Consider the following 23807-nt stretch of genomic DNA (forward strand, 5'->3'; position numbering starts at 1 on the left):
TACTTAAATTTTCTAAAAATTACAAAAATATTTTATAAGCTGTATATCCAAACTGATCTCCTGGGTTTAAATCACTAATCGCTTGTTTCAAGAAGGTAATATCTTTTCTAATTAAATATTGGAGTATGACAGAAGCATCTTTTTCATGGAATAATTCTTCGATCGCCATGAATCTCGCTTCATAAAGTTCGTTATCCTGATGACTAACCACCACCTGGTCACTCACCGGTTCAAGTAGAAAATGGAGCAAATTATCGCTAATTTCTCCTTTAATCACACCCGTTCTTAGACCAATTAGTCCCTTCACCCGACATTGGATTCCAGTTTCCTCCCATACTTCTCTAATAACCGCCTCATCCGCTGTTTCACCCATTTCAACAAAGCCTGCGGGCAGTGACCATTGGCCTTTTAAGCCGCCATATCGTTTTTTTACGACGAGCCATTTCCCCTCATTTGACATGACAACCCCTGCAACAGCCAACCAAACCTTGCCTCTTTTTTCACGACTACTCACCGAACTCCCCCTTTCACGATTCATTATTTTAATCATATCAAAAAGGGACAGATTTCTCTGTCCCTTTTACTAAATTTTTTCTGTGATTGAATTTTTATAACAATCTAGCTGCAGCGCCAAGGCGCTCCGCTTTTTTATTTAAAATACGTTAAATTTTCCTTTTTTCAATACAAGACCAGCGCCGCCAATCATGTAAAGAGAGCGATTATCGACGACTTTTTTCATGAAGGATGCTTTTGCACCAGTTATTTTTTTACCAAAAACAACCCCGATTGCATCATCTTCACCAAGGGAACAAACAGTCCCTTTATTATCAAACGTGAAAGTTTCTAATTCAGACTTATTACGAACTAATGCAGCGATATTGCGTGCACAAACTTCCCCTTGCTGCATCGCAATTTGTGCAGTTGGTGGATATGGACGGTTGATCTCTTCATTAATCATCAATGAACTGTCACCGATCATGAAAACATCATCGAAACCAGGAACGCGAAGATCCGGCTGAACTTTGACCCGGCCTCTCATTGCTTCAAAGCCTGATTTTTCAACAATAGCATTCCCGCGAATTCCTGCGGCCCACACTACAGTACCTGCCTTGATTTCACGTGGTTCCTCTTCACCCTTAGCGACAATGATGCCTTCTTCCGTACATTCCTTAATCGCTGTTCCGATTAAGAATTCAACACCTTTTCGTTCTAATTGTGACACGGCATAATTCACTAGTTCCGGATCAAACCCTGGGAGTACTGTTGGAGCAGCCTCGACACAGATAATTTTCACTTTATGTGAATCCACATCATACTCACGACATAATTCAGGGATTCTATTTGTTAATTCCCCAAGGAATTCAATTCCCGTAAAGCCAGCGCCACCGACAACAATAGTCAAACGATTGTCATTTTTCTCTTCTTCCATATTGTATGTGGCAAATTGGTATTCAATATGTTCACGCAATTGACGAGAAGAGTTTACATTTGTGATTCCAAAAGCATATTCTTTTAATCCTTTGATCCCAAATGTTTCTGGTTCACCACCAAGGGCGATAACAAGGTAGTCATAGTTGACTTCCCCTTTTTCCAAAATAACTTTCTTGTCTTCTTTGTTAATTTCTACGACAGTATCTTGAACAAAATCCACTTTACTGCGGTCGATTACATTACGGATATCATACCGTACGCGGTCATGATGCAGTGTGCCTGCAGACGCCTCATGCAGCCATGTGGTTTCATAATGATAGTCATTTTTATTTACTAAAACAATGTCCGCTTCATTCACGCCGATTAACTTCTGTAAGCGAACTGTTGTCATTAGTCCACCGTAACCAGCACCGAGAATAACAATTTTAGGCTTTCTCAAAGTGATCACTTCCACCCTTTATTTTTTAGATAATCCCTTTTTTCTTAGTTTCCACTGCTTTGACCATTTTTATTTTGTATAATAAAAAAATGTATGTGATATAATTCACGAATAAAGTTAAAAAAAATCAATTTCCCGAAGATGTATAGGTCAAGCAAGGTAATTGCTAAGAATGCTATATTTTACTACTTGACATAAAATCGTGCTATTTATGTCACAAAAAATTAACAATCTATCCTCAATTCATCTTATGCTACTTTCACCCGATTATCAAGCGATTTTTATAAATTTTTATCTTAAGTTTTGAGGAAAATTGAATATGATATATGTTGAGAAAAATATTTTTAAAATTGTCTCAGTTGTGAATATTCCCACATAAGGATGTGAGAATATTTCGTTTTATGATAATATTATAATGAGGGAGTTTGTTACTACAGGTTGGGGGGATACGGAGTGGAAGAAAATCAAAAAGTTTACGACATTACCATTATTGGCGGAGGTCCTACCGGTTTATTTACTGCTTTTTATGGTGGCATGAGACAAACTTCAGTGAAAATTATCGAGAGCTTGCCACAACTAGGCGGCCAATTGTCTGCGCTTTATCCAGAAAAATATATTTATGATGTAGCTGGTTTTCCAAAAATCCGTGCACAAGAGTTAATAAATAATCTGAAAGAACAAATGAAGAAATTCCAACCTACGGTTGCACTAGAGCAATCGGTTGAAAAGCTAGAGAAGCAGGAAGATGGTACATTTAAATTAACAACGAACAAAGAAATCCATTATTCTAAAACGATTATTATTACAGCCGGAAATGGCGCCTTCCAACCACGTCGTTTAGATCTCGAAAGTGCTGCTCAATATGAGCGTAAAAATCTTTACTACTTTATTGAGGATTTAAATCAATTTGCAGGTCAAAAAGTAGTTGTTTTTGGCGGCGGTGATTCTGCAGTCGACTGGGCCTTAATGCTTGAGCCGATCGCTGAAGAAGTTTCAATTGTCCATCGCAGAGATAAATTCCGTGCCCACGAGCATAGTGTAGAAAACTTATATAATTCAAAAGTACATGTGAAAACACCCTATGTTCCTGCAGAATTAGTTGGGGATGTAAGTGGAATCAAACAGGTTGTTCTTGAAACCGTTAATGGGGAAGAGAAGGTTACAGTAGATGTCGATGCTGTCATTTGTAACTATGGTTTTGTTTCTTCACTTGGACCAATTAAGGAATGGGGCTTAGACATCCAAAAGAATTCGATTGTCGTTAATTCAAAAATGGAAACCAACATCCCTGGAATTTATGCAGCTGGAGACATTTGTACCTATGAAGGAAAAGTGAAATTAATTGCCTGTGGCTTTGGTGAAGCACCTACAGCGGTTAACAATGCAAAGGCCTTCATTGATCCAAAGGCAAAAATTCAGCCAATACACAGTTCTTCGATGTTCAATAAATAAGAAAAAGCGTCCCTTTGTAAGGACGCTTTTTCTTATTTACCTTAGCATTCTTCCGGAGTACCAGTAGCAGTAGCCGTTCTAAACGATGACCCACATCCGCATGATGCGATTGCATTTGGATTGTCAATAGTAAAGCCGCCGCCCATCATTGATTCTTTATAATCAATCTTGGTTCCTTGTAAAATCGCTGCACTCTCTTTATCGACTAAGATTTGAATTCCATGTTGTTCAAGTTTCAAATCATCTTCATTTACTGTATGTTCAAAGCCCATCCCATAGGATAAACCGCTGCATCCACCACCTTTTACGCTAACGCGTAACAAAGCGCCTTCTTCTTCGTTATGCTTCATCATTTCTTTAATATGGATCGATGCCGCTTCTGTTAAAATAACCACATTATTACTCAATATGATACCCTCCCTTAATGAGGCTTTTAATTTATTATATACACGTATTGTTAACTACTCAAATGATACGATTCCTTCGTACTATCATATGAAATATATATAAATAAGGGAGCGGCGACGCTCCCTATTTTAAAACATTGGATTCTCTTCCAAATATTGATAAATATTATCGACCAATTCGTCAGGTGTTTTTCCTGTGACTACTTCCCCATTTACGAGAGCATATAACGAAGTCGCACATTTACCGCAATATCCAAGACATCCATATTCAATAATATCCAAATTGGGATCTTTTTCTAATTTCTCTAGTGCCTTTTGGGCACCATTCGCAAGATTGCTTATACAAAATTCGATGATGGGTTGAATCATTGCTTTCACCTCTCCACAACTAATTATCCTACTCCATTTCATCCACTCCGTCAAATACCATGTATACTATAACCATGTCAAGAAAATCATGAAAATTGTTGTTATTTTGTCATAATTCCGCTATACTCGTATGTGTTAAAGGAACGGATTTATTATTCTATTATTTTTTTTTGACATTTTAGGCAATTTTAAATATGAAACGGGCTATTCAAAGGGGTAATAAAAATGAAAAACCTTGTAATTCTTGGTGGCGGTTATGGCGGAATGAAGATTCTAAATGAACTTCTCCCTAACCATTTACCAGAGGACATGACCATTACACTAGTGGACCGTGTACCTTACCATTGTTTAAAAACGGAGTATTACGCATTAGCAGCAGGAACCATTTCTGACAAAGAGGTAAGGGTTGCTTTTCCGGAGCACCCACGATTAAAAGTAGTTTATGGTGAGGTAATCGGAATTCAAACAACTGAAAAAAAGATTACATTAAAGGATGCGGAGCCTCTCGACTATGATGACCTCATCATTGGTCTGGGCTGTGAGGACAAGTATCATGATGTTCCGGGAGCCGATCAGTTTACTTACAGTATCCAATCTATTGAAAAATCTCGACTTACCTACTCTGTCTTAAATAATCTGGGACCTGGCTCAGTTGTTGGTATCGTAGGCGCTGGTCTTAGCGGCGTGGAATTAGCAAGTGAATTAAGCGAAAGTCGTGAAGACCTAAACATCAAATTATTTGATCGGGGAAAACATATTCTCTCTGCATTCCCTGAACGTTTAAGCAAATATGTTGAAAATTGGTTTGTAAAAAACAATGTCGAAATTATTAATAACTCGAATATTACCAAAGTGGAAGAAAATGTATTATACAATCACGACCAGGCGATCCATTGTGATGTAATCGTATGGACCGCAGGAATTCAAGCCAATAAAATTGTCCGCGAAATGGACGGGGAAAAAGATGGAATGGGAAGACTAGTGATAAGCCCGCTTCACCACCTGCCCACTGATGAACATGTTTTTATTCTTGGTGATTGCGCAAGTCTTCCCCATGCTCCTAGTGCTCAATTAGCCGAAGGTCAGGCGGAACAAATTGTTGAAGTATTAAAGAGACGTTGGAAAGGTGAAGAACCTCCAACATCATTCCCACAAATAAAATTAAAGGGGATCCTTGGTTCCCTTGGGAAAAAGCACGGGTTTGGGATGATGGCAGACCGCGCCATTACAGGACGTGTCGCCCGCTTGCTTAAATCCGGGATTCTGTGGATGTATAAGTTTCATAACGGCTAATATAAAAAGCACCAACACCTTGAATAGGGGAGCTGGAGCTTGATTCAAAGAAGAAGCATTCCATTTTTGTGGAATGCTTCTTCCAATTATATAGCTGTATATCCGTGTTTCTCTAGTTCAGAAAAAATGGTTTTTAAACGCGGGTTCCCTTCTCCAACGATTTTGTCTTTGATGACAACCACTGGATAAAACATATCCTCTTCGACCACTTTTTCAGCAAACGCGATTTTTTCACTCTCCCCAGTGGGCTGATAGATATCCACATAGGTCATTTTAAACGGTTGGTCTGGAAATTTTCTCGCAATCGCTGCCTCCAGCCATTCAAACGTTTCTTTGGAAGATGGTAAATTGACACAACTCGGGCACAACTGCTCTGCACCGTAAACAACAATTTCTACTTCAGTACTATTCATCTACTCATTCCCGCCTTTTTATTTCAGGTTAACTCATTTTTGCGATATAACCAAGAAAATGACTATAAATGTGTGTTTTCCTAATTTCTGATAATGGATTTTTCACGATGATGACATTATAATATAAGTATAGGAAGGGAGTCGATTAATTTGGCAGAACAAGAAATTTTTGAACAAGTTCAAGAAGTATTAGATAAATTACGTCCATTTCTTCTTCGCGACGGCGGAGATTGTGAATTAGTAGATGTTGAAGAAGGCATTGTCAAACTACGCCTGTTAGGTGCATGCGGCAGCTGCCCAAGCTCAACCATCACACTGAAAGCTGGTATTGAAAGAGCTCTTTTAGAAGAAGTACCAGGAATTGTTGAAGTAGAACAGGTATTTTAATAATCAAAAAAGTGATTGCCATCCATAGGCAATCACTTTTTACTTTTTTAATGAAAACATGTTTTAGTAAAGCCATTCCAATAAAGGCAGGTTTACACGCTTAATTGGAGCATCCGTAAGTTGATAAAAAACCGCCAAAAATTGCTCATATTCACCAGATTGGCGTAATATTCTCATTAACTTTTCTTCTAATACCTTTTTGTCCTGTTCGGATGTGGTAATATAATAACTCTCTATACATTCAAAGTAATGGAGCGGGAAAATTAACCGGGAATACAATAACCGCCAGGAAAATGGCGACAAAGGGGCAATACTTTGATACTCTTCAAAAAAGCGCTTTAATTCCACATCATAAGTTTGGGAATTATGAAGATATCTTTCCCTTGTCCATTCACCGATGTCCCGGCTGCGATGGTCAAATACCCAGTCAAACGGATTTTTGATCATATAATTATTGTGCGGCCCCCAAGTCTTTTGCGTAAACCGTTCATGACAAACCGTTCCGCTATCCGTTTCAAGCGGTTCATCATCAATCTCGGTATCCACTAGATATTGAATAGCGTTTTCCGTTAACCCCAAATAATACGGGAAGGAATCAATAAACATCCGCTGAAATTCATCTTCAGGTGTTTGAAAAAGAAGACCATTCCACACCTTTTCCATCTGCTCGAGCCGCTTTTCCCATAAGGTCTTCCATTGTCCGATCCTGCTAGACCTCTCTATTTGAAAGGGGACTCTCCTGCCGCGCTCATGGAATTTTGCCAATTTCCTGCCCAATTTAACTTTTTTCTGTTCTTTCTGTTGTCGATTTGCAAGGACACAATATTTATTTTTTTCCCATTCTGTAATTAAATGCCCTTCTTTAGACGGTAAAATGGCGGGAACATTTTGATCACCATAATTGCGTAAATGCTCCGCGATTTTCTCAAGTTCGGCAATATCTTCTTCTTCCTTGCCCGCTGGTTTAGAGATTAAGTAGAGCCAGCCATTTCCTCTTAACGCATCAAACCGATCCAGTTTTACATATTCCTCGACCGTAATGCCATATTGATTTTCCAGCATTTTCTGAAGCATTTATAGTCCACCTCATTTCTTTCCCTTTTCTTACTTCATATATATGTTTTAGCTTAAGAAAACTTGTTCCTGAATAGCTTAGAAAAATGTAGGAGAATATAAGGTTTTAACCATGCTCTTTTTTAAGTTTCTTTTGCATAAGTTAGAATAATACAGTATATATATAGTGAAAATCCATAGAAAAGGTGATCAGAGGAATGGCAGACGACAAAAACGTAAATCTAACCGAAGTAACTGCACGTAGATGGCTGAATGACAGAGGCGTCAAAGTACAGGATATCGCTGATTTAGTTTTCTTTTTGCAGGAAAAATATCATAAGAACCTGAAAATGGAAGACTGTTTAGCCAATGTGGAACGCGTTCTTGCCAAACGTGAGGTTCAAAACGCAATTTTAACAGGAATACAGCTGGATGTACTTGCTGAAAAAGGAATGCTTGAGGAGCCGCTCCAATCAATAATCGGAACAGATGAAAGTCTTTATGGAGTCGATGAAATTCTAGCCTTTTCGATTGTAAATGTATATGGTTCAATTGGTTTTACCAATTACGGATATATCGATAAATTAAAACCTGGAATATTAGCCCATTTAAATGATAAATCAACAGGCGAATGCCATACTTTTTTAGATGATATCGTCGGGGCAATTGCAGCTGCCGCATCGAGCCGACTCGCACACCGGGCTGCTAGGGCTGAGAGTGAAAAGAAATAAGCAGAAAAAGGATGGGGCTTCCCATCCTTTTAAATTTCCCATTGATCTAACGAATCAATTGCATAAGTTGGCATCTTGTCATAACCGGAAAGCAGTTCTTTGGTCGTTACTCCTGTATGTACTAGTAATGTATCTATCCCGGCATTCATGCCTGCTAAAATATCTGTATCATAATAATCTCCGACCATCAATGTCTCTTCTTTCGGCGTTCCCAGTACCTTTAAAGCCTGTTCCATGATGATTGCTTCTGGTTTGCCAATAAAAATCGGTTTGGTTTGTGTAGAAACAGTAATAACAGATGTTAGTGAACCATTCCCTGGAACCAAGCCTCTTTCTGTAGGGATGGCGATATCTCCATTAGTGGAAATGAACGTTGCGCCATTGCGGACCGCCAAACAGGCAGCCGTCAATTTTTCATAATTGATCTCCCGGTCGATCCCTACCACGACGAACTCAGCATCTTCTCCGGCAAATCGGAACCCCTTTTCTTCTACTGCTGTCCGTAACCCCTCTTCCCCAATCACGTAAATGCGGGCATCATTCTTTCGTTCATAAATATAATTGGCTGTCGCTTGGCTTGTTGTGAACACTTGCTTTTCTTCCGCCGGGATGTCAAACTGGGTCAGCTTTGCAGCAACCTGTGCAGGTGTCCTTGAGGAATTGTTTGTCACAAAAAGATAGGGTATCTGTTGATCCCGGAGTTTCTTAACAAAGTCAGATGCAGCTTCAATCCGTTCTGATCCTTTATACATTGTTCCATCTAAATCAATTAAATAACCTTTGTAATTTTTCATATGTTACACTCCCAAAAGTTTTTTCCATATAGAACAAAAAAGACCGCGCATAACGGTCTTAATATATTATTATTTTTTAAACGCTGAAACTGGCCCTAACTCAGTGACAAGATATTCGCGAACATTGGCCGCAAAATTCACCAACTCATGTAAATGCTTTGTAAACGTCACTTGAAGTTCTTGATGATTGACATCTGTATAAGATTGGACAAGCATTTTCCGGTATTGAATCAGCACTTTCAAACTATTTCCCGTTTCAGATGTGATCACTTTTTCATCCATTAAAATATCAATGATATCATCGTAACTGCCTGGGTCACGCATAATAAACCCATCAATCATTGCATTTCCGACGTCCAAAACAGACTCGATCATCATATGGTTTACACGCTCTAGCGCTGCCTTTTCAAGTGGGGTGGACCACTCTTTTTGACTTAGGAACAGTTGAATTTGCATTTCTAAAAATTTGAGTATCTCTTCAATTTTTTCTTGATCAACAAAATACATATGAGCACCTTCTCCATTTTTCTAAGTTGTTATCTTTGCAAACGCAGACGGTCTGACATAGAACTTTCGAGAGTTCAAATTTATTGTAACATAATTTGACAGCCTTCGCGTTTTGAATCGTAAAAACTTATAAAAAATGGTGTAAAAATCTTTACTCCCCTTGATTGGTTTTATTTGTTACTATATAGAAGACGTCTAAAAATATCTAGTTTAATTAAAGGAGACCATCAAATGAAAGAACGCTTTTTCTTATACGATGATACAGAAGATACAAAAACAAGATTTGTCAGCTTCGTTGGTGAACATCAACGCTTTGATTTAGCGATTGTTCAAAGTGACCGTCATTATGGAAAGCATCTTGTTCTTGACATGCAGGGAAGCCGTTTTGCGATTATCGGCTTAGACGATTTGCAAGAGGAAGGGTATTTAGAATTCGCTTTTCAATTAAATGAGGAAGATGCGGAAGAATTAAGATCCTTTTTAATGGAATTAGTGTAAGGTTCGTCATGAATTATGCTCTCTTTGAAAATAATAGTGCTAAAGGGGGCGTAAGCATGACAGAACATAAAGAAGAAAAGTATACGGATTTATCCAATGTTGAAAAACAAAGGAACTTTCTTACAGCAGAAGAATTTCCAGAAGGTCCTTTTGGGTCTGCCATTCGTCAAGACGAACCAGTTGAGAACAAAAGTACACCATGGGAAGAAGGGCAACGGACTTACAGTGCCTTTAATTATGAAAATAAAACCCTTCATCAAAATCTTCCTCGGCAAATGGACGGGGCCCATCCAACCCATGATGACCCCGAAACAGATCAACAGCCGCCATATAGTGAATCCACATAGAAAAGCGGAAGCGCTGGTGCTGGACAGTTATCTACGTTCAAAACCTAAACATAAAGAAGGGCCAGAAAGTTCTGCCCTTCTTTTATTTTTTCACTTTTTTCAAGACAAAATAGGCACAGCCAAAATTACAGTATTCATACAGATATTCACTTAGTGTGCTAATTTTTGTATCGAATGTAGCTTTTGGGTTTTGGTCATCGAAAAACCCCTTTAATCGGAGTTGTCCATACCCCCAATCACCCACTACATAATCATATCTTGTTAAAATATCACTAAATCTCGCTTTAAGGGCTTCTTCATTAAATCCGTTTCGGTGTTCTTGGACGATTTCATAAACGGTGTTGTTCATTATTATCAAGATATTTCACCTCTTTTACCAGCTAATTCCTACTACCCATTATAACCGATTCCCCATCAATTACTAAGAAAAAAAATCACCTTATTGGCTATTCTAAGAAAAGGAGGTGTTTACATTGAAAAAATTAGTTATCATCTTGGGATTATGCACCGTAACGGCCCTAACAGGCTGTACTAAGGATATGAGCAACCGAGATGTCTATGAAGAAAGCGGAAATACCATTAATGTTAACAATAAAAGGCATGACCTCTACAATGAAGGAGCGAGCCGTGGAATCCGTAATGTTAGTAATAACTACGGCTTTGTCCGTCATCAAAAAAGTCCACTAATGAACGATAATACGGCTAATGACCATTATTCTGCATTAGATCGTGAACAGGCGGCCAATATTATTAGTAAATTAAGTGCCGATATTCCCAATGTACACGATGTATCCACACTTGTCACTGACCAGGAAGTGTTAATTGCTTATACTACCGATTCAAAAGATCGCAATTTGACTGCTGATCAAGTGAAAAAAACAGCGATGTCTGTCGTTCCAAGGTATTACCATGTCTACGTTACTGACAATAAAGTGTTAAGGAGAGACGTAGAAAATTTGGCTAATGTAGATTCCACAAGCCGAAATGCCCGTAATCTGGTCAATGGGCTAATCACACAGATGAAAAAATCACCACAAGGGCAGCGGATAAATGCAAGTGAGGACGAAAATGGCCGAACCGCTGATGATAAATAGAAAAGCAGATGTGCCTTGTTCAGGACGGATTGGCTTATTCCCCCGAGCTCTTAGGCGCTGAAGCTGGACATAAAAACAAAGAGTTCAGTCAACTTGACTGAACTCTTTGTTTTAGGCTTCTTGAGCTTTTTCTTCCCCAAGCATTTGCTTGTGTTTTGCTGCTGCGTTCACTTGCTCATCAGCATGATAGGAGGACCGGACTAGCGGGCCTGCTTCACAATGACTAAAGCCTTTACTTAATGCAATTTGCTGTAATTCTTTAAATTCATCTGGGCTATAATATTTTTCAACTTTAAGATGACTTTTGGTCGGCTGTAGGTATTGACCAATGGTCATAATATCGACGTGATTTGCTCTTAAATCATCCATCACTTCAAGAATTTCTTCCTTTGTCTCTCCTAGTCCAACCATTAGACTCGATTTTGTTGGAATATTCGGCTGCATTTCTTTGGCACGACGAAGGAATTCAAGGGAACGATCGTATTTCGCCCTGGCTCTTACTCTAGGGGTCATTCGTTTAACCGTTTCGATGTTATGATTTAAGATATCAGGTTTTGCGTCCATTAACAGACGTAAATTTTCTTCTTTCCCACCCATGTCAGACGGAAGAACTTCAATGCTTGTAAATGGATTTTTGCGGCGAATAGCGCGGACTGTTTCAGCAAAAACAGCTGCCCCTCCATCCCTAAGATCATCGCGGGCTACGGCGGTGACTACGACATGTTTTAAGTTCATCAATTGAACGGAGTCTGCCACTCTTTCTGGTTCTTGCCAATCCAACTCGGTTGGCAAACCAGTTTTAACGGCACAGAAACGGCATGCACGTGTGCATGTATCACCAAGAATCATGAAGGTTGCCGTACGTCTTTCTGCCCAGCATTCATGAATATTAGGGCAGCGGGCTTCTTCACAAACTGTGTGAAGATTTTTTTCACGCATCATTTTCTTTAAGCCCGTATAAGACTCATTTGTGTTTAATTTTATTTTTAACCAATCCGGTTTTCGTAAAATCTCTTCTTTCTTACTCATTAATGAATACACCCCTTGAAGCTAGAAATAGATCCTCCTTGTCACTTTAACATACGGAAAAAATAACGACAAGCATATCGGATAATATTAACTTGATGAACCGCTTTCATCAGCCCCTAAAAAGTTTACCATTTATTAACCATTATGAAATGGTTTAGAAAACATAAACTAACCTTGTACATTAATTGGAAGGAGGATTCTTGTGCGGGCTGTTCTATTATTGGGAACTTTTCTTTTTTTCCTTAGCACTTCATTGGCTGTTACGGATGTTCATGCCGCTGCAAATGAACCGAATCCATACCAAGAACGAATGAAGCTGTATAAGAAGGTAGAAACGGTTACACAAATTCCTTGGTACTATTTAGCGGCCATTGATCAATACGAAAGAAGCATCCGCCAGGTCCGCAGAGACTTACCTAAACCAGATAGTGTGATTGGCATCTATTTTCGTCCAGAAGAATGGTCTGGATTAACCAATCCAAATCCTTTGGAAGAAAACCCAGCCACAATTCAATTTTTTGATGGGAAAGGGGTAGATGGGGATGGCGATGGAAAGGCAAGTGCTAAAAATGATGAGGATGTCCTCTATGCGTTTGCAAAATATCTCCTATCCTACGGTGTCGATCATGATAATATAAAAATCGGCTTATGGAATTACTATCATCGCGATAAAACCGTAAGTATCATTGCTGGAAAAGCAAAAATATATCGGCATTTCGGCCGAATTGATTTGGATACTCAAGTCTTCCCCGTTCCTATCCGCAGCAATCACAGTTACAGGAGCACGTGGGGGTCGGCCCGTGGGTGGGGCGGCCGCAGGATACACGAAGGCACCGATATCTTTGCTGGCTACGGCGTTCCTGTTCGAGCAACTAACTATGGTATTGTTGAAATGAAAGGCTGGAATAAATTTGGCGGCTGGAGAATCGGGATTCGCGATATTAATAATACGTATCATTACTTCGCCCACTTAAGCGGTTTTGCTAAGGATTTAAAAATCGGTCAAGTGGTGGAGCCGGGAATGGTCATTGGCGGTGTAGGAAGTTCCGGGTACGGCCCTCCAGGTACCTCAGGAAAATTTCCTCCCCATTTACATTACGGGATGTACAAAGACAACGGTGTCACCGAATGGTCTTTTGATCCATACCCGCATTTAGCGAAATGGAAGCGGATGGAACGGATGAATGCACGCAAAAAATAGGACTTTCCACCGTGGATCGTCCTATTTTTTCGTATCTGATTTCTTCGTGTCTGTCTGTTTATCAGGAAGTTGAATCGATGGGGTAATACCGCCGCCGCCATTATAGAATTGCGGAACATCTCCTTGGATGAGCGATCCATCAACAGGGATACTTTGCGTCAGCTTTGTGATCTTCGTAGCAAAGGGAGTGATGATTTGGACGGAGACTTCAATATGAATGGAAACATCGACCCAGGTATTATTAATCCCCACTTCTTTCGTTTCAATTTTTACATCTGGCTCCACTTCACCAATGGCATGAAACTTGACTGGAATTTTTGGCCCAATATTTCCTAATAATGAAATATTCGTTGCTTGACCAAGCGGGACATACCAAATAATTCCGTCTTCCTTATTCGAATTTTGCGTTTCTATTTCTACATCGGTTAACTGCTCCAGTGAGGACAGATCCCCTTTTTTGGCTGCTTTCAGGTTCTTTTGAATTTGTGCGGTCGTTTCCGCTAAGACCCTGTTTATATAAACGGTATTAAGTTTAACATTTGAAGCTTTTCCATTTTCACTGGGCAATATCACAATGACCTCATTGTCTTCCCCCGTATCAGTTGTCCGCTTTGTGATTGCCTTATTAATGACTAATGAAGCAATATTTCGGGTTTCAGAAGTAGCAATCCTCATCAAAGTAGGTTCAATCCCCTTATTTACAAGCCATAATCCAGTCGCGGTAGAGAATAGAAAAAAAATAAACGTCAATAGCATGACATAACGGAAAGGCAACGGTCCCTTTTTAGGTCGCCGTCTGCGAAACTTCGCCAAGAAAATCACCCCTTCAAGCTATATGTATGCTCTAAAAAGAGGAACTAGCCTAAAAAAGTGGCTAAAAATATTCTTAATGAATTGAGAGTTATGTCCATCCGCATTCATAGAAAAAAGCTTGCTGTCTGTAGCAAGCTTTTTAGATCATTTTTAATAATGCGTCTCTGCCAATCATGCCAGGGTGAATGCCTAATTCTTCAGCCTCGGCAGTAACAGACTCTAAGGGGGCATTCAGAAGCTGTTCAATGGTCCTTACTCCGACGGCACGGCCGGCAATTATTTTGCGATCCTTTAGTTTATCGTTTAACAACCCTACGTCTAAAGCGCCGCACATGATATACCCTTTATCATTTGAGATCGATAGCAAAGTGGTTTTCGGAAGTAAAACTGAAACACCGATAAACATATGGCCATTTATATTAATGGGTAATAGATCAACCACAGATTCCCCACACTCCTTTCCTCACTATCACATTATGATTAGAAAGGAAAAAGCGTGTTTAGGGCTATGATTGGCTTTGTAATTTCCACTTTAAAATATCGCGAAGAAATTCCGGTAAGAAATATTTCTTTTCCTTATGTGGCAGTACCTCTTTGAAAAAGTGACCAAACGTGAACATGTCAGGAAGAGCCAAACTGTAATTACGTTCATGCTCCAAATGCATCCCATTTACGAGGATGATTTCATTCTGGAAGCTAATTTGATCGTAGACAAATACCCCTAATAGGGTCCCTCTGAATCCAAGACCTTTAATCTCTCTAGTGACTAACGCTTGATTTTTTGTTTCCCGCAGGACCTTTTCTAATTCCAAACCGGTCAGTTCCACTACACAGGGGTTTATAGGATGCGGACAGATTTTTAACAAATCGTATACCGTTACATCATCCTCTAAAGAGCCTAAGAGGAGTCCCGCATTAATCATCGCACAATCGGTTTGACACCATTCCCTTAATGCTCTGCAAAGCAGGCGAGAAAACTCCGTTTCCTGAAACAGTTCGGATTTTAGGGGAGTTTTTAAGGTGGTTACTTTTTGATTTAATAAGGATTTTCCTTTTGAAAAATATCCATCAATTAGATCCTGCTCATTGCGAACCATTGGCAGCTCCTTCCAGTCATAAAGAAGAGCTTCCTTACTTATCATCGTTTTTTCTTCGGTCAGATTGAGTGTAACTTGCCCGACATAATGCCCGTACTTTCCTGCTGCACCAAGGAGGGTATTACCTACAAACTTTCCTTTTTCAAGAAAATGATGTGTGTGTGAGCCTAAGATGACATCAATATCAGGAAATGCAGCTGCGATTGCTTCATCCTCCTGTAGTCCGAGATGGGAAAGTAAAATGATGATGTCCGATTCAGCTTTTAATCGTTCCATCCATTTTTTTAGTTCGCTGATTGGTTCAGTTACTTTCCATCCTAATAATCCATATAGATGGAAAAAGTATGCGGTAAGACCGATGACGCCTACCCTTGTTCCCTTTTTCGTTTGATATACCTTATATGGCTTTACCCAGGCAGGGCAGCCATCATTTGTTTGGTAAAGGTTTGCTAATAGTACATCAAACTGTGCATGTTCATAAAGCGTATTTAAGTCGTCGTAAGGAAGGTTAACACCTTCATTGTTGCCGATTGTTACCGCTGTATAATGGCTTTCATTTAAAAGGTCGATGTTACCCTTTCCCTTGGTAGCCTCTGTGAAGGGATGCCAGCGGTCAATAAAATCACCAATGTCAAAGAGAAACATGTCCTCATCCTTTTTCTGATGGTCTTCATGTTTATTTGATAAGAATTGCTTAATTCGCGGCCAATTTTCTATGTGACTGTGGACATCATTTGTATGATAAATATGTATGGTTTCCATTCTGTACCTACCCTAGAATTCCTTGATAAATTAAACGAATCCCAACAACGATGAGAATCGTTCGTAAAATTAAGACAATCGTTTTACTCTTAAGCTTAGTGTTTAAATAAACACCAATTTGGGCTCCAATCCACGCCCCAGGGACTAATGCCAGGGCGTATATCCAGTCAACATTTCCTAAGGTAATATGCGTAATCGAACTTAGTATTGAAGTTGGCAAAATCATAAACATCGATGTAGCCGTCGCCACATGGGGCGGAAAAAAGAAAATCAAAATCATCGTTGGAACCAGTAAGGAGCCGCCGCCCACCCCGAAAATCCCTGAGATAAAACCTACAACAAAGGAAATCAAAATGGCGATCACTGGATTATATCCATATTCTGAGGTATTCCCTCGATTATCGATAAACGTGCGGACGATTCCCCGGTCCTTCTTATATGGCAATGGCTTTAATTTATCCTTTAATAATAAAATTATCGAAACAAAAATAATAAATAACCCGAAAAAGATATTGAAGGTCTTCATTTGTAACCCTTCTGTTACCCACGCACCTAAAATACTCCCAGGACCGCTGCCAATCAGAAAAATCAAGCCGCTTTTATAATCAATGGTCTTGTGTTTCATATACGCTAAGGTGGAGGAAAGTCCTGTGAAAATCATCGTAAAAAGGGAGGTTCCGACCGCAACCTGAGGGGTTATATGCCCAAATGCTGGCAGGGTTGATAAATAAAGTAATGAGGGAACAACTACAATCCCGCCTCCTAAACCAATGAGCGAGCCTAAAGAGCTTCCGATTATACCGATAAATACGATTATGATCCATTCCATGTTATTTCTTCTCCTAACTTTTTATAGTAGGTCCAACTGGCGTGGAGCAAGCCCCTTGTATTCGAGATGCAAAAGTTTGATCATTTCCTTTGCATTATCAGCAGCATCTCCGCCAGAGTTGTTGTTAAAAAGGAGATAGATATCTTTCGAGTCTTTAGCTAATTCTTGAATGGAGTTTGCCCATTCTTCTAACTCTTGTTGGTTATAGCGGTAAAGATAACGAACCTCGCGCCAATCCACTCCGATTCGTTTTTGCCAGCCATGAAGATTACGGCCATGAAAACGGACGAGGACCTTCTCAGGAGTGGTTGACTGCAATACCATTGGGATGGACCCTTCTCCTGATTGCGGCTCATCGCAAATGCTATGGATCCATTTTAGTTCTCTCATAAACTCAATGGTTTTTTGACGATACTGGGGGACAAACCAGGATTGATGTCTGAATTCTAATGCAGATGGAATATCCCCCATTTCCTGCTTGCACCATCTTAGGTATTGGACATTTTCTTTCGAACATGTAAACCAGGGTGGAAATTGAAAGAGTGTCATGGCTAATTTATTGGTTTCTATGTAAGGCTCGAGCGATTCTTTGAAAGCACTAAACATCGCTTGTTTGTTTTCAAAAGGAATTTCCCCGCGCATATGTCCGGTCATTCCTTGGTAGGCTTTGACGATAAACTGGAAGCCGGCCGGTGTTTCATTGACCCACTTTTCAGCATTTCTTTTCGGCTGAATCGCATAAAAGGCCGAATCTACTTCAACGATAGGAAAATGTCCCGCATAGGCTTTTAGCTTGTCCCGTGAGGATATCTGACCTGGATATAAGCTGTCATGATCGCCCCAGCCTGTTACGCCGATATAGATCAAAAAACTCACCTCCAACTATTAATAATAGCATAACCATTTTTGGAAGGTGGTAATTTTTGAAAAGGTGGTTGTCGCCAGTAATGGGGTGGTATCCGCCAGTATTGGGGTGGTATCCGCCAGTATTGGGGTGGTATCCGCCAGTATTGGGGTGGTATCCGCCAGTATTGGGGTGGTATCCGCCAGTAAAGCGGTTCTATCCGCCAGTGTTTGTGGCTATTGAGAGTATTCCAACCCTATCCGAGAGTATCCCATACCCATCCGAGAGTATCCCATACCCATCCGAGAGTATCCCATACCCATCCGAGAGTATCCCCAATCTCCAGCACAAAAAACCCGCCTGCCATCCTCGGCAAGCGGGTTTTTTTATAAAACGATTATCCGATAGAACCTTCCATTTCGAACTTAATGAGACGGTTCATTTCAACGGCATATTCCATTGGTAATTCTTTTGTAAACGGCTCGATAAAGCCCATTACGATCATTTCAGTTGCTTCCTGTTCTGAAATCCCACGGCTCATCAAGTAGAAGAGCTGCTCTTCAGATACCTTCGAAACTTTCGCTTCATGCTCAAGTGAGATGTTATCGTTTAAGATTTCATTGTAAGGAATCGTATCTGATGTCGACTTGTTATCCATGATTAAGGTATCACATTCGATATTAGAACGGGCACCGTCTGCCTTACGGCCGAAGTGAACGATACCGCGGTAGGTTACTTTACCGCCATGCTTAGAAATGGACTTCGAAACAATCGTTGATGATGTATTTGGTGCTAAATGAATCATTTTTGCACCAGCATCTTGGTGTTGACCTTTACCAGCAATGGCGATAGAAAGTGTCATACCACGTGCGCCTTCACCTTTTAAAATAACGGCTGGGTACTTCATCGTTAATTTCGAACCGATGTTACCATCAATCCATTCCATTGTCGCATTTGCTTCACATACTGCACGCTTAGTAACAAGGTTGAAGACGTTGTTCGCCCAGTTTTGAATCGTTGTATATCGGCAATAAGCGTCCTTTTTAATCACAATCTCAACTACGGCACTGTGCAGGGAGTTAGTTGTATACACTGGTGCTGTACAACCCTCAACGTAATGCACGTGTGCGCCTTCATCAACAATGATTAACGTACGTTCAAATTGACCCATGTTTTCCGAGTTAATTCGGAAATAAGCCTGTAACGGCGTATCCACTTTCACACCTGGTGGTACATAGATGAAAGAGCCGCCAGACCAAACAGCCGAGTTAAGAGCTGCGAACTTGTTATCTGTTGGCGGAATTACCTTTGCCCAGTGTTCGCGGAAAATATCTTCATTTTCCCTTAAAGCTGAATCTGTATCTTTAAAGACGATCCCTAACTCTTCAAGTTCTTCCTTCATATTGTGATAAACAACTTCAGATTCATACTGAGCAGATACCCCAGCAAGGTACTTTTGCTCCGCTTCAGGAATTCCTAGTTTATCGAAAGTAGCCTTGATTTCTTCAGGCACTTCATCCCAAGACTTCTCAGATTTCTCAGATGGTTTTACATAATACGTAATTTCATCAAAGTTTAACGCATTTAAATCGCCGCCCCATTGTGGCATTGGCATTTTGTAAAAATGCTCAAGCGACTTCAAACGGAAGTCTAACATCCATTGTGGTTCATTCTTTAATTTAGAAATCTCTTCTACAATTTCAGATGTTAAACCACGCTTAGATCGGAATATGGAAACGTCTTTATCGGCAAAACCATATTTATAATCACCGATTTCCGGCATTTTTTTCGCCATCGTCGTGTTCCTCCATTCTTAGAAAAGCGGAAACGCCTTTATTTCAGGCGCTGAGGCTGAATATTGCCCTCTCCCAACCGCGTTTTCTTCATTTTATTCTTTTTCCTCGTTTTTCAATCCCTTTTCCATGGCTTTCCACGCTAATGTCGCACATTTAATGCGGGCAGGGAATTTAGCTACCCCTTGAAGTGCCTCGATATCACCTAAATCGATATCTTCGTCATACTCTTTGCCTTGCATCATGTCAGAAAAGATTGTTGAAAGTTTTAACGCTTCTTCAATCGTTTTCCCTTTAATCGCCTGGGTCATCATTGAAGCGGATGACATGGAAATCGAACAGCCTTCGCCTTCTTGCTTTGCGTCAACCACGATCCCATCAACCACTTTAAGGGTCAATTGAATCCGGTCCCCACATGTGGGGTTATTCATATTAATCGTCAGACTGCCATCCTCTAAAACGCCACGATTACGTGGATTTTTATAATGGTCCATAATCACCCGACGGTAAAGATTATCTAAATTAGAAGACATCGCTGAAATACTCCTTTGTTTTAACAAGTCCTTCAACAAGTTTATCTATATCATCTTCTGTGTTGTATAGGTAAAAGCTTGCACGTGCTGTTGCGGAGGCTTTTAGCCATCTCATTAGCGGCTGGGCACAATGATGTCCAGCACGAACCGCAATTCCTTCTGCATCTAGCACAGTTGCCACATCATGTGGATGAACATCACTGATATTAAAGGTGACTAGTCCTGCCCGCTTCGCTGGGTCAAGAGGACCATAAATAGTCATACCTTCTACAGTTGCCATTTTTTCTAACGCATAGGCCGCAAGTCTATGTTCATGTTCGGCAATTTGGTCTAAGCCCACTTCATTTAAAAAGTCGATGGCAGCGCCAAGACCAACGGCCCCAGCAATGATTGGTGTACCGCCTTCGAACTTCCATGGCAGTTCTTTCCATGTTGATTCGTACAATTGCACGAAATCAATCATTTCGCCGCCGAACTCGATGGGTTCCATGTTTTCGAGCAGATGTTTTTTTCCATAAAGGACACCAATGCCGGTCGGACCGCACATTTTATGTCCAGAAAAAGCAAGAAAATCACAATCTAAATCTTGAACATCAATCTTCATATGCGGTGCACTTTGCGCCCCGTCGACAACCATAATTGCTCCGTTTTCATGAGCAATTTGCGCTATCTCTTTGACTGGATTAATGACGCCAAGGACATTGGATACTTGCATAACAGAAACGACTTTCGTGTTTGAAGTAATTGTTGCACGAACGTCATCAAGTGAAATGGTTCCATCTTCTTGTAATGGAATGTATTTCAACTGAGCACCGGTCCGTCTTGCCACTTGCTGCCACGGAATAATATTGCTGTGGTGCTCCATATACGTAATGACGATTTCATCGCCTGCTTTTAAATTCGCCGCCGCATAGCTTGCAGCTACGGTATTAAGAGAGGTTGTTGTTCCTCTTGTAAAAATCACTTCTTGAGTAGACTTGGCATTGATAAACTTACGAACCTTTTCCCTTGCCCCTTCGTAAGCATCCGTTGCTCTTGTTCCTAGTGTATGCACACCACGATGGACATTGGAATTGATTTCACGATAATATTTTTCAACCGCCTCGATTACTTGGATGGGTTTTTGAGATGTTGCCGAACTATCCAAGTATACTAATGGCTTCCCATTGACTTCTTGATCTAAGATAGGAAATTGTGCGCGAATATCCCTGATATTCATTAGCGTACTTTCCTTTCAATTACTTCAGTTAACTGTTTCTTTACTCCTTCAATCGGTAACTGGTTAACGACAGGGGCTAAGAATCCATGAATGACTAAGCGTTCTGCTTCTTCTTTACGAATTCCCCGGCTCATTAAGTAGTAAAGTTGAACAGGATCTACACGACCTACAGATGCTGCGTGGCCAGCTACGACATCATCTTCATCAATTAAAAGAATCGGATTAGCGTCGCCGCGTGCTTTTTCACTTAGCATTAGAACACGGGAAGTTTGCTCTGCATCTGATTTAGATGCACCATGCTCAATTTTACCAATTCCATTAAAAATCGATGTAGCACTATCCTTAGCAACACCATGATTCAAGATATTTCCGACGGTATGTTTTCCGAAGTGTACAACCTTTGTGGTAAAGTTCTGTGTTTGGTCACCACGTCCAACAACAACCGTTTTTGTGTCGCCTGACGAACCGTCGCCAAGAAGGTTCGTTGTATTTTCTGAAATGGTATTTCCTTCATTCATTAAACCAAGGGCCCATTCAATTTTAGAATCTCTGCCAGCAACGCCGCGGCGATTTACATATGTCGTAATACCTTTAGCCAAGGTATCAACAGCGCCGTAACGTACGCTTGCATTAACATTGGCAATGACTTCCGTCAAAATATTAACTAGTGCATTAGAAGTTTCCACGGTGGAAATGTAGTTTTCAACATATGTCACCGCACTATTATCCTCAGCCACAACGATTACATGGTTAAACAAATTCGCCTCGGCATCATCCTGCACAAACACCGCCTGTATCGGTTCAGAAACTTCTACATTTTTCGGAATGTATAAGAAAACTCCTCCGTTAACCAGTGCAGCATTTAGGGCAGTTAAGCGATGCTCATCGGCATTGATGGCCTGAGTAAGATAATACTTTTTCAGGACGTCACCATGTTCCTTCGCAGCGGTAAAGATATCAGTAAAAATAACACCCTGGCTTTTTAGCTCTTCAGATAAAGATAAAAAAGCTGGAGTTTGATTTCGTTGAATATATAAATTTTTATTTTCGGCTTCCATATCAATTAATGCTTTTACCTCTTCTGGTAATTCAGAAAGAGAAGTGATGGGAGCACTTGATACTGTATGTTGAGTGAACTGGGTGAAGTTCCATTTATCAATCTTTGTTTTATCAGGTCTTGGCATTGGAAGCTGCTCAAAATCAGCTAATGCTTTAAGACGGAGCTCCTCGAACCAAGCAGGCTCGCTCGTTTCTTTTGAAAAAGAGCGGACATTTTCCTGATCAAATGATAATTTGATTTCTGTTGTCATTGTAATCCTCCTAACCCTCTCTTACGCTTCTTGCCCAACTGTTTCATCTTCAATTCCAAGTTCTTGTTTGATCCAGTCATATCCTTCAGCTTCTAAGCGTTGTGCTAGTTCAGGTCCGCCGGATTTTACAACACGGCCCTGCATCATTACATGCACATGGTCTGGAGTGATATAGTTTAAAAGACGTTGATAGTGTGTAATCACTAAGCAGCCGAAATCTTCGCCGCGCATCTCATTGATTCCTTTTGATACTACCTTTAGGGCATCGATATCTAGTCCGGAGTCAATTTCATCTAGGATTGCAATTTTTGGTTCTAACATCATTAATTGCAAGATTTCGTTACGTTTTTTCTCACCGCCGGAGAAGCCTTCGTTTAAATAACGTTGTGCCATATCAAGGTCCATTTCAAGGAATTCCATTTGCTTATCCATTTTACGGATAAACTTCATTAATGAAATTTCATTTCCTTCACCAAGACGGCTATTTAGTGCTGAACGTAAAAAATCGGCATTTGTTACGCCGTTAATTTCACTTGGATATTGCATTGCTAGGAATAGCCCAGCCCGTGCGCGCTCATCTACTTCCATTTCAAGAACATTTTGTCCATCTAGAGTGATAGATCCGCTTGTTACTTCATATTTTGGATGGCCCATAATGGCAGAAGATAAAGTGGATTTACCTGTTCCATTTGGTCCCATGATTGCGTGGATTTCTCCACCCTTTATTTCAAGGTTTACACCTTTTAATATTTCTTTCCCATCAATTGCTACATGTAAATCTTTGATCGTTAACGTTGATCCAGCCATATCTATACCTCCAAAGAGAAAGTGTTGTATCATGTAATCGGGTCGTTTGATAACCCTATTCTCATTTTATTCTCATTCCAATCTTATAACAAATGAAATGTATTAGCAACTCTTAAACAGTAAAAACATAGCACCTATTTTCATTAAGCTAGTATCAAATGAGAATGAAAGGGTATTTTTAATGAAAATTCTGATTAATCCTAAATAAGGAAAATGCACTCGAGTAAAATCATACCTCATTTTATTACATTTTGCCAATGGAATTCGGGTCTAATGGTCTTCCTATTTTTACCCAATGAAACTGTTTAAATGTATACCGTTTTAGACATCGGCATAGAAAAAGTCAGTGTTTAAT

At 40.1% G+C, this 23807-nt stretch carries 28 protein-coding genes; 8 read left to right on the forward strand and 20 right to left on the reverse strand.

Features of this window, described 5'->3' with window-relative positions:
- Positions 1 to 19 precede the first annotated feature (19 nt).
- Together M3610_RS07615 and M3610_RS07620 are read right to left on the reverse strand one after the other, a co-directional pair.
- Positions 20 to 460: an NUDIX domain-containing protein gene (locus M3610_RS07615; protein ID WP_251458355.1), complete on the reverse strand. Its 441-nt coding sequence runs from the start codon at positions 458 to 460 to the stop codon at positions 20 to 22.
- A gap of 192 nt (positions 461 to 652) precedes the next feature.
- The gene (locus M3610_RS07620) at positions 653 to 1870 is read right to left on the reverse strand and encodes an NAD(P)/FAD-dependent oxidoreductase (RefSeq protein WP_098572766.1); all 1218 of its coding nucleotides are present in this window, start codon (positions 1868 to 1870) and stop codon (positions 653 to 655) included.
- Between the two features lie 453 nt (positions 1871 to 2323).
- Here M3610_RS07620 and M3610_RS07625 point away from each other — a divergent pair, with 453 nt between their 5' ends.
- Positions 2324 to 3322, forward strand: coding sequence for an NAD(P)/FAD-dependent oxidoreductase (locus M3610_RS07625; protein WP_251457941.1), 999 nt, complete (start codon positions 2324 to 2326; stop codon positions 3320 to 3322).
- Between the two features lie 41 nt (positions 3323 to 3363).
- Here the strand turns inward: M3610_RS07625 and erpA are convergent, their stop codons facing one another.
- Complete coding sequence (erpA, locus tag M3610_RS07630; protein ID WP_285850992.1) at positions 3364 to 3729, reverse strand: iron-sulfur cluster insertion protein ErpA; 366 nt, start codon at positions 3727 to 3729, stop codon at positions 3364 to 3366.
- 129 nt (positions 3730 to 3858) lie between these two features.
- Positions 3859 to 4098, reverse strand: coding sequence for a YuzB family protein (locus M3610_RS07635; RefSeq protein ID WP_098572395.1), 240 nt, complete (start codon positions 4096 to 4098; stop codon positions 3859 to 3861).
- Positions 4099 to 4323: 225 nt separating this feature from the next.
- On the opposite strand from M3610_RS07635, the gene M3610_RS07640 reads away from it, so the two are divergent.
- Positions 4324 to 5391 (forward strand): NAD(P)/FAD-dependent oxidoreductase, encoded by a 1068-nt coding sequence (locus tag M3610_RS07640; RefSeq protein ID WP_251457943.1) that lies wholly within the window; start codon positions 4324 to 4326, stop codon positions 5389 to 5391.
- 86 nt (positions 5392 to 5477) lie between these two features.
- On the opposite strand, the gene M3610_RS07645 is transcribed toward M3610_RS07640, so the two are convergent.
- On the reverse strand, positions 5478 to 5804 hold the full coding sequence (locus tag M3610_RS07645) for a YuzD family protein (RefSeq protein WP_098572393.1): 327 nt from the start codon (positions 5802 to 5804) through the stop codon (positions 5478 to 5480).
- Between the two features lie 123 nt (positions 5805 to 5927).
- Here M3610_RS07645 and M3610_RS07650 point away from each other — a divergent pair, with 123 nt between their 5' ends.
- Positions 5928 to 6191, forward strand: coding sequence for a NifU family protein (locus M3610_RS07650; protein WP_231507843.1), 264 nt, complete (start codon positions 5928 to 5930; stop codon positions 6189 to 6191).
- 63 nt (positions 6192 to 6254) lie between these two features.
- On the opposite strand, the gene yutH is transcribed toward M3610_RS07650, so the two are convergent.
- Complete coding sequence (gene yutH, locus M3610_RS07655; protein ID WP_251457945.1) at positions 6255 to 7265, reverse strand: spore coat putative kinase YutH; 1011 nt, start codon at positions 7263 to 7265, stop codon at positions 6255 to 6257.
- 197 nt (positions 7266 to 7462) lie between these two features.
- Here yutH and M3610_RS07660 point away from each other — a divergent pair, with 197 nt between their 5' ends.
- Entirely contained in the window at positions 7463 to 7975 is a 513-nt protein-coding gene (locus M3610_RS07660; RefSeq protein WP_251457948.1) for a phosphatidylglycerophosphatase A family protein, read from the forward strand.
- A gap of 29 nt (positions 7976 to 8004) precedes the next feature.
- On the opposite strand, the gene M3610_RS07665 is transcribed toward M3610_RS07660, so the two are convergent.
- Complete coding sequence (locus M3610_RS07665; protein ID WP_251457951.1) at positions 8005 to 8769, reverse strand: TIGR01457 family HAD-type hydrolase; 765 nt, start codon at positions 8767 to 8769, stop codon at positions 8005 to 8007.
- Between the two features lie 69 nt (positions 8770 to 8838).
- Complete coding sequence (locus M3610_RS07670; RefSeq protein ID WP_251457954.1) at positions 8839 to 9276, reverse strand: DUF86 domain-containing protein; 438 nt, start codon at positions 9274 to 9276, stop codon at positions 8839 to 8841.
- 231 nt (positions 9277 to 9507) lie between these two features.
- Between M3610_RS07670 and M3610_RS07675 the strand changes: the two genes are divergently transcribed.
- Together M3610_RS07675 and M3610_RS07680 are read left to right on the forward strand one after the other, a co-directional pair.
- Positions 9508 to 9774, forward strand: coding sequence for a DUF3055 domain-containing protein (locus M3610_RS07675; RefSeq protein WP_251457956.1), 267 nt, complete (start codon positions 9508 to 9510; stop codon positions 9772 to 9774).
- Between the two features lie 56 nt (positions 9775 to 9830).
- Positions 9831 to 10121, forward strand: coding sequence for a cytosolic protein (locus M3610_RS07680; RefSeq protein ID WP_098572387.1), 291 nt, complete (start codon positions 9831 to 9833; stop codon positions 10119 to 10121).
- A gap of 82 nt (positions 10122 to 10203) precedes the next feature.
- Here M3610_RS07680 and M3610_RS07685 read toward each other — a convergent pair whose 3' ends face one another.
- The gene (locus M3610_RS07685; protein WP_373561672.1) at positions 10204 to 10470 is read right to left on the reverse strand and encodes a YutD family protein; all 267 of its coding nucleotides are present in this window, start codon (positions 10468 to 10470) and stop codon (positions 10204 to 10206) included.
- Positions 10471 to 10594: 124 nt separating this feature from the next.
- Here M3610_RS07685 and M3610_RS07690 point away from each other — a divergent pair, with 124 nt between their 5' ends.
- A complete protein-coding gene (locus tag M3610_RS07690) occupies positions 10595 to 11215 on the forward strand; it encodes a YhcN/YlaJ family sporulation lipoprotein (RefSeq protein ID WP_098572385.1) in 621 nt (206 codons plus the stop codon).
- 111 nt (positions 11216 to 11326) lie between these two features.
- Here M3610_RS07690 and lipA read toward each other — a convergent pair whose 3' ends face one another.
- Complete coding sequence (lipA, locus tag M3610_RS07695) at positions 11327 to 12244, reverse strand: lipoyl synthase (protein ID WP_251457958.1); 918 nt, start codon at positions 12242 to 12244, stop codon at positions 11327 to 11329.
- 202 nt (positions 12245 to 12446) lie between these two features.
- On the opposite strand from lipA, the gene M3610_RS07700 reads away from it, so the two are divergent.
- Positions 12447 to 13445: a M23 family metallopeptidase gene (locus tag M3610_RS07700; RefSeq protein ID WP_375375189.1), complete on the forward strand. Its 999-nt coding sequence runs from the start codon at positions 12447 to 12449 to the stop codon at positions 13443 to 13445.
- 21 nt (positions 13446 to 13466) lie between these two features.
- Here the strand turns inward: M3610_RS07700 and yunB are convergent, their stop codons facing one another.
- The 10 genes from yunB to sufC all read right to left on the reverse strand — a co-directional run bounded on the left by yunB (position 13467) and on the right by sufC (position 23452).
- Entirely contained in the window at positions 13467 to 14258 is a 792-nt protein-coding gene (gene yunB, locus M3610_RS07705; RefSeq protein ID WP_098572383.1) for a sporulation protein YunB, read from the reverse strand.
- 139 nt (positions 14259 to 14397) lie between these two features.
- Complete coding sequence (locus M3610_RS07710) at positions 14398 to 14700, reverse strand: YunC family protein (protein ID WP_098572382.1); 303 nt, start codon at positions 14698 to 14700, stop codon at positions 14398 to 14400.
- Positions 14701 to 14764: 64 nt separating this feature from the next.
- Positions 14765 to 16117, reverse strand: coding sequence for a bifunctional metallophosphatase/5'-nucleotidase (locus M3610_RS07715; protein ID WP_251457961.1), 1353 nt, complete (start codon positions 16115 to 16117; stop codon positions 14765 to 14767).
- Between the two features lie 7 nt (positions 16118 to 16124).
- Positions 16125 to 16946, reverse strand: a complete 822-nt coding sequence (locus tag M3610_RS07720) for a sulfite exporter TauE/SafE family protein (protein WP_251457963.1) — start codon at positions 16944 to 16946, stop codon at positions 16125 to 16127.
- A gap of 21 nt (positions 16947 to 16967) precedes the next feature.
- A complete protein-coding gene (locus M3610_RS07725; RefSeq protein WP_251457966.1) occupies positions 16968 to 17813 on the reverse strand; it encodes a DUF72 domain-containing protein in 846 nt (281 codons plus the stop codon).
- A gap of 374 nt (positions 17814 to 18187) precedes the next feature.
- Positions 18188 to 19585 carry a Fe-S cluster assembly protein SufB gene (sufB, locus tag M3610_RS07730; RefSeq protein ID WP_251457968.1) on the reverse strand — a complete coding sequence of 466 codons (1398 nt, stop codon included), beginning with the start codon at positions 19583 to 19585 and terminating at the stop codon, positions 18188 to 18190.
- A gap of 93 nt (positions 19586 to 19678) precedes the next feature.
- Positions 19679 to 20116, reverse strand: a complete 438-nt coding sequence (gene sufU / locus M3610_RS07735; protein WP_251457970.1) for a Fe-S cluster assembly sulfur transfer protein SufU — start codon at positions 20114 to 20116, stop codon at positions 19679 to 19681.
- Positions 20106 to 21335, reverse strand: coding sequence for a cysteine desulfurase (locus M3610_RS07740; RefSeq protein ID WP_251457973.1), 1230 nt, complete (start codon positions 21333 to 21335; stop codon positions 20106 to 20108). The genes sufU and M3610_RS07740 overlap by 11 nt, the downstream gene beginning before the upstream one ends.
- A complete protein-coding gene (gene sufD / locus M3610_RS07745; RefSeq protein ID WP_098572375.1) occupies positions 21335 to 22645 on the reverse strand; it encodes a Fe-S cluster assembly protein SufD in 1311 nt (436 codons plus the stop codon). The genes M3610_RS07740 and sufD overlap by 1 nt, the downstream gene beginning before the upstream one ends.
- A gap of 21 nt (positions 22646 to 22666) precedes the next feature.
- Positions 22667 to 23452 (reverse strand): Fe-S cluster assembly ATPase SufC, encoded by a 786-nt coding sequence (gene sufC / locus M3610_RS07750; protein ID WP_026567865.1) that lies wholly within the window; start codon positions 23450 to 23452, stop codon positions 22667 to 22669.
- Positions 23453 to 23807: the final 355 nt, after the last annotated feature.

The sequence above is a fragment of the Neobacillus sp. MER 74 genome (assembly GCF_023714155.1).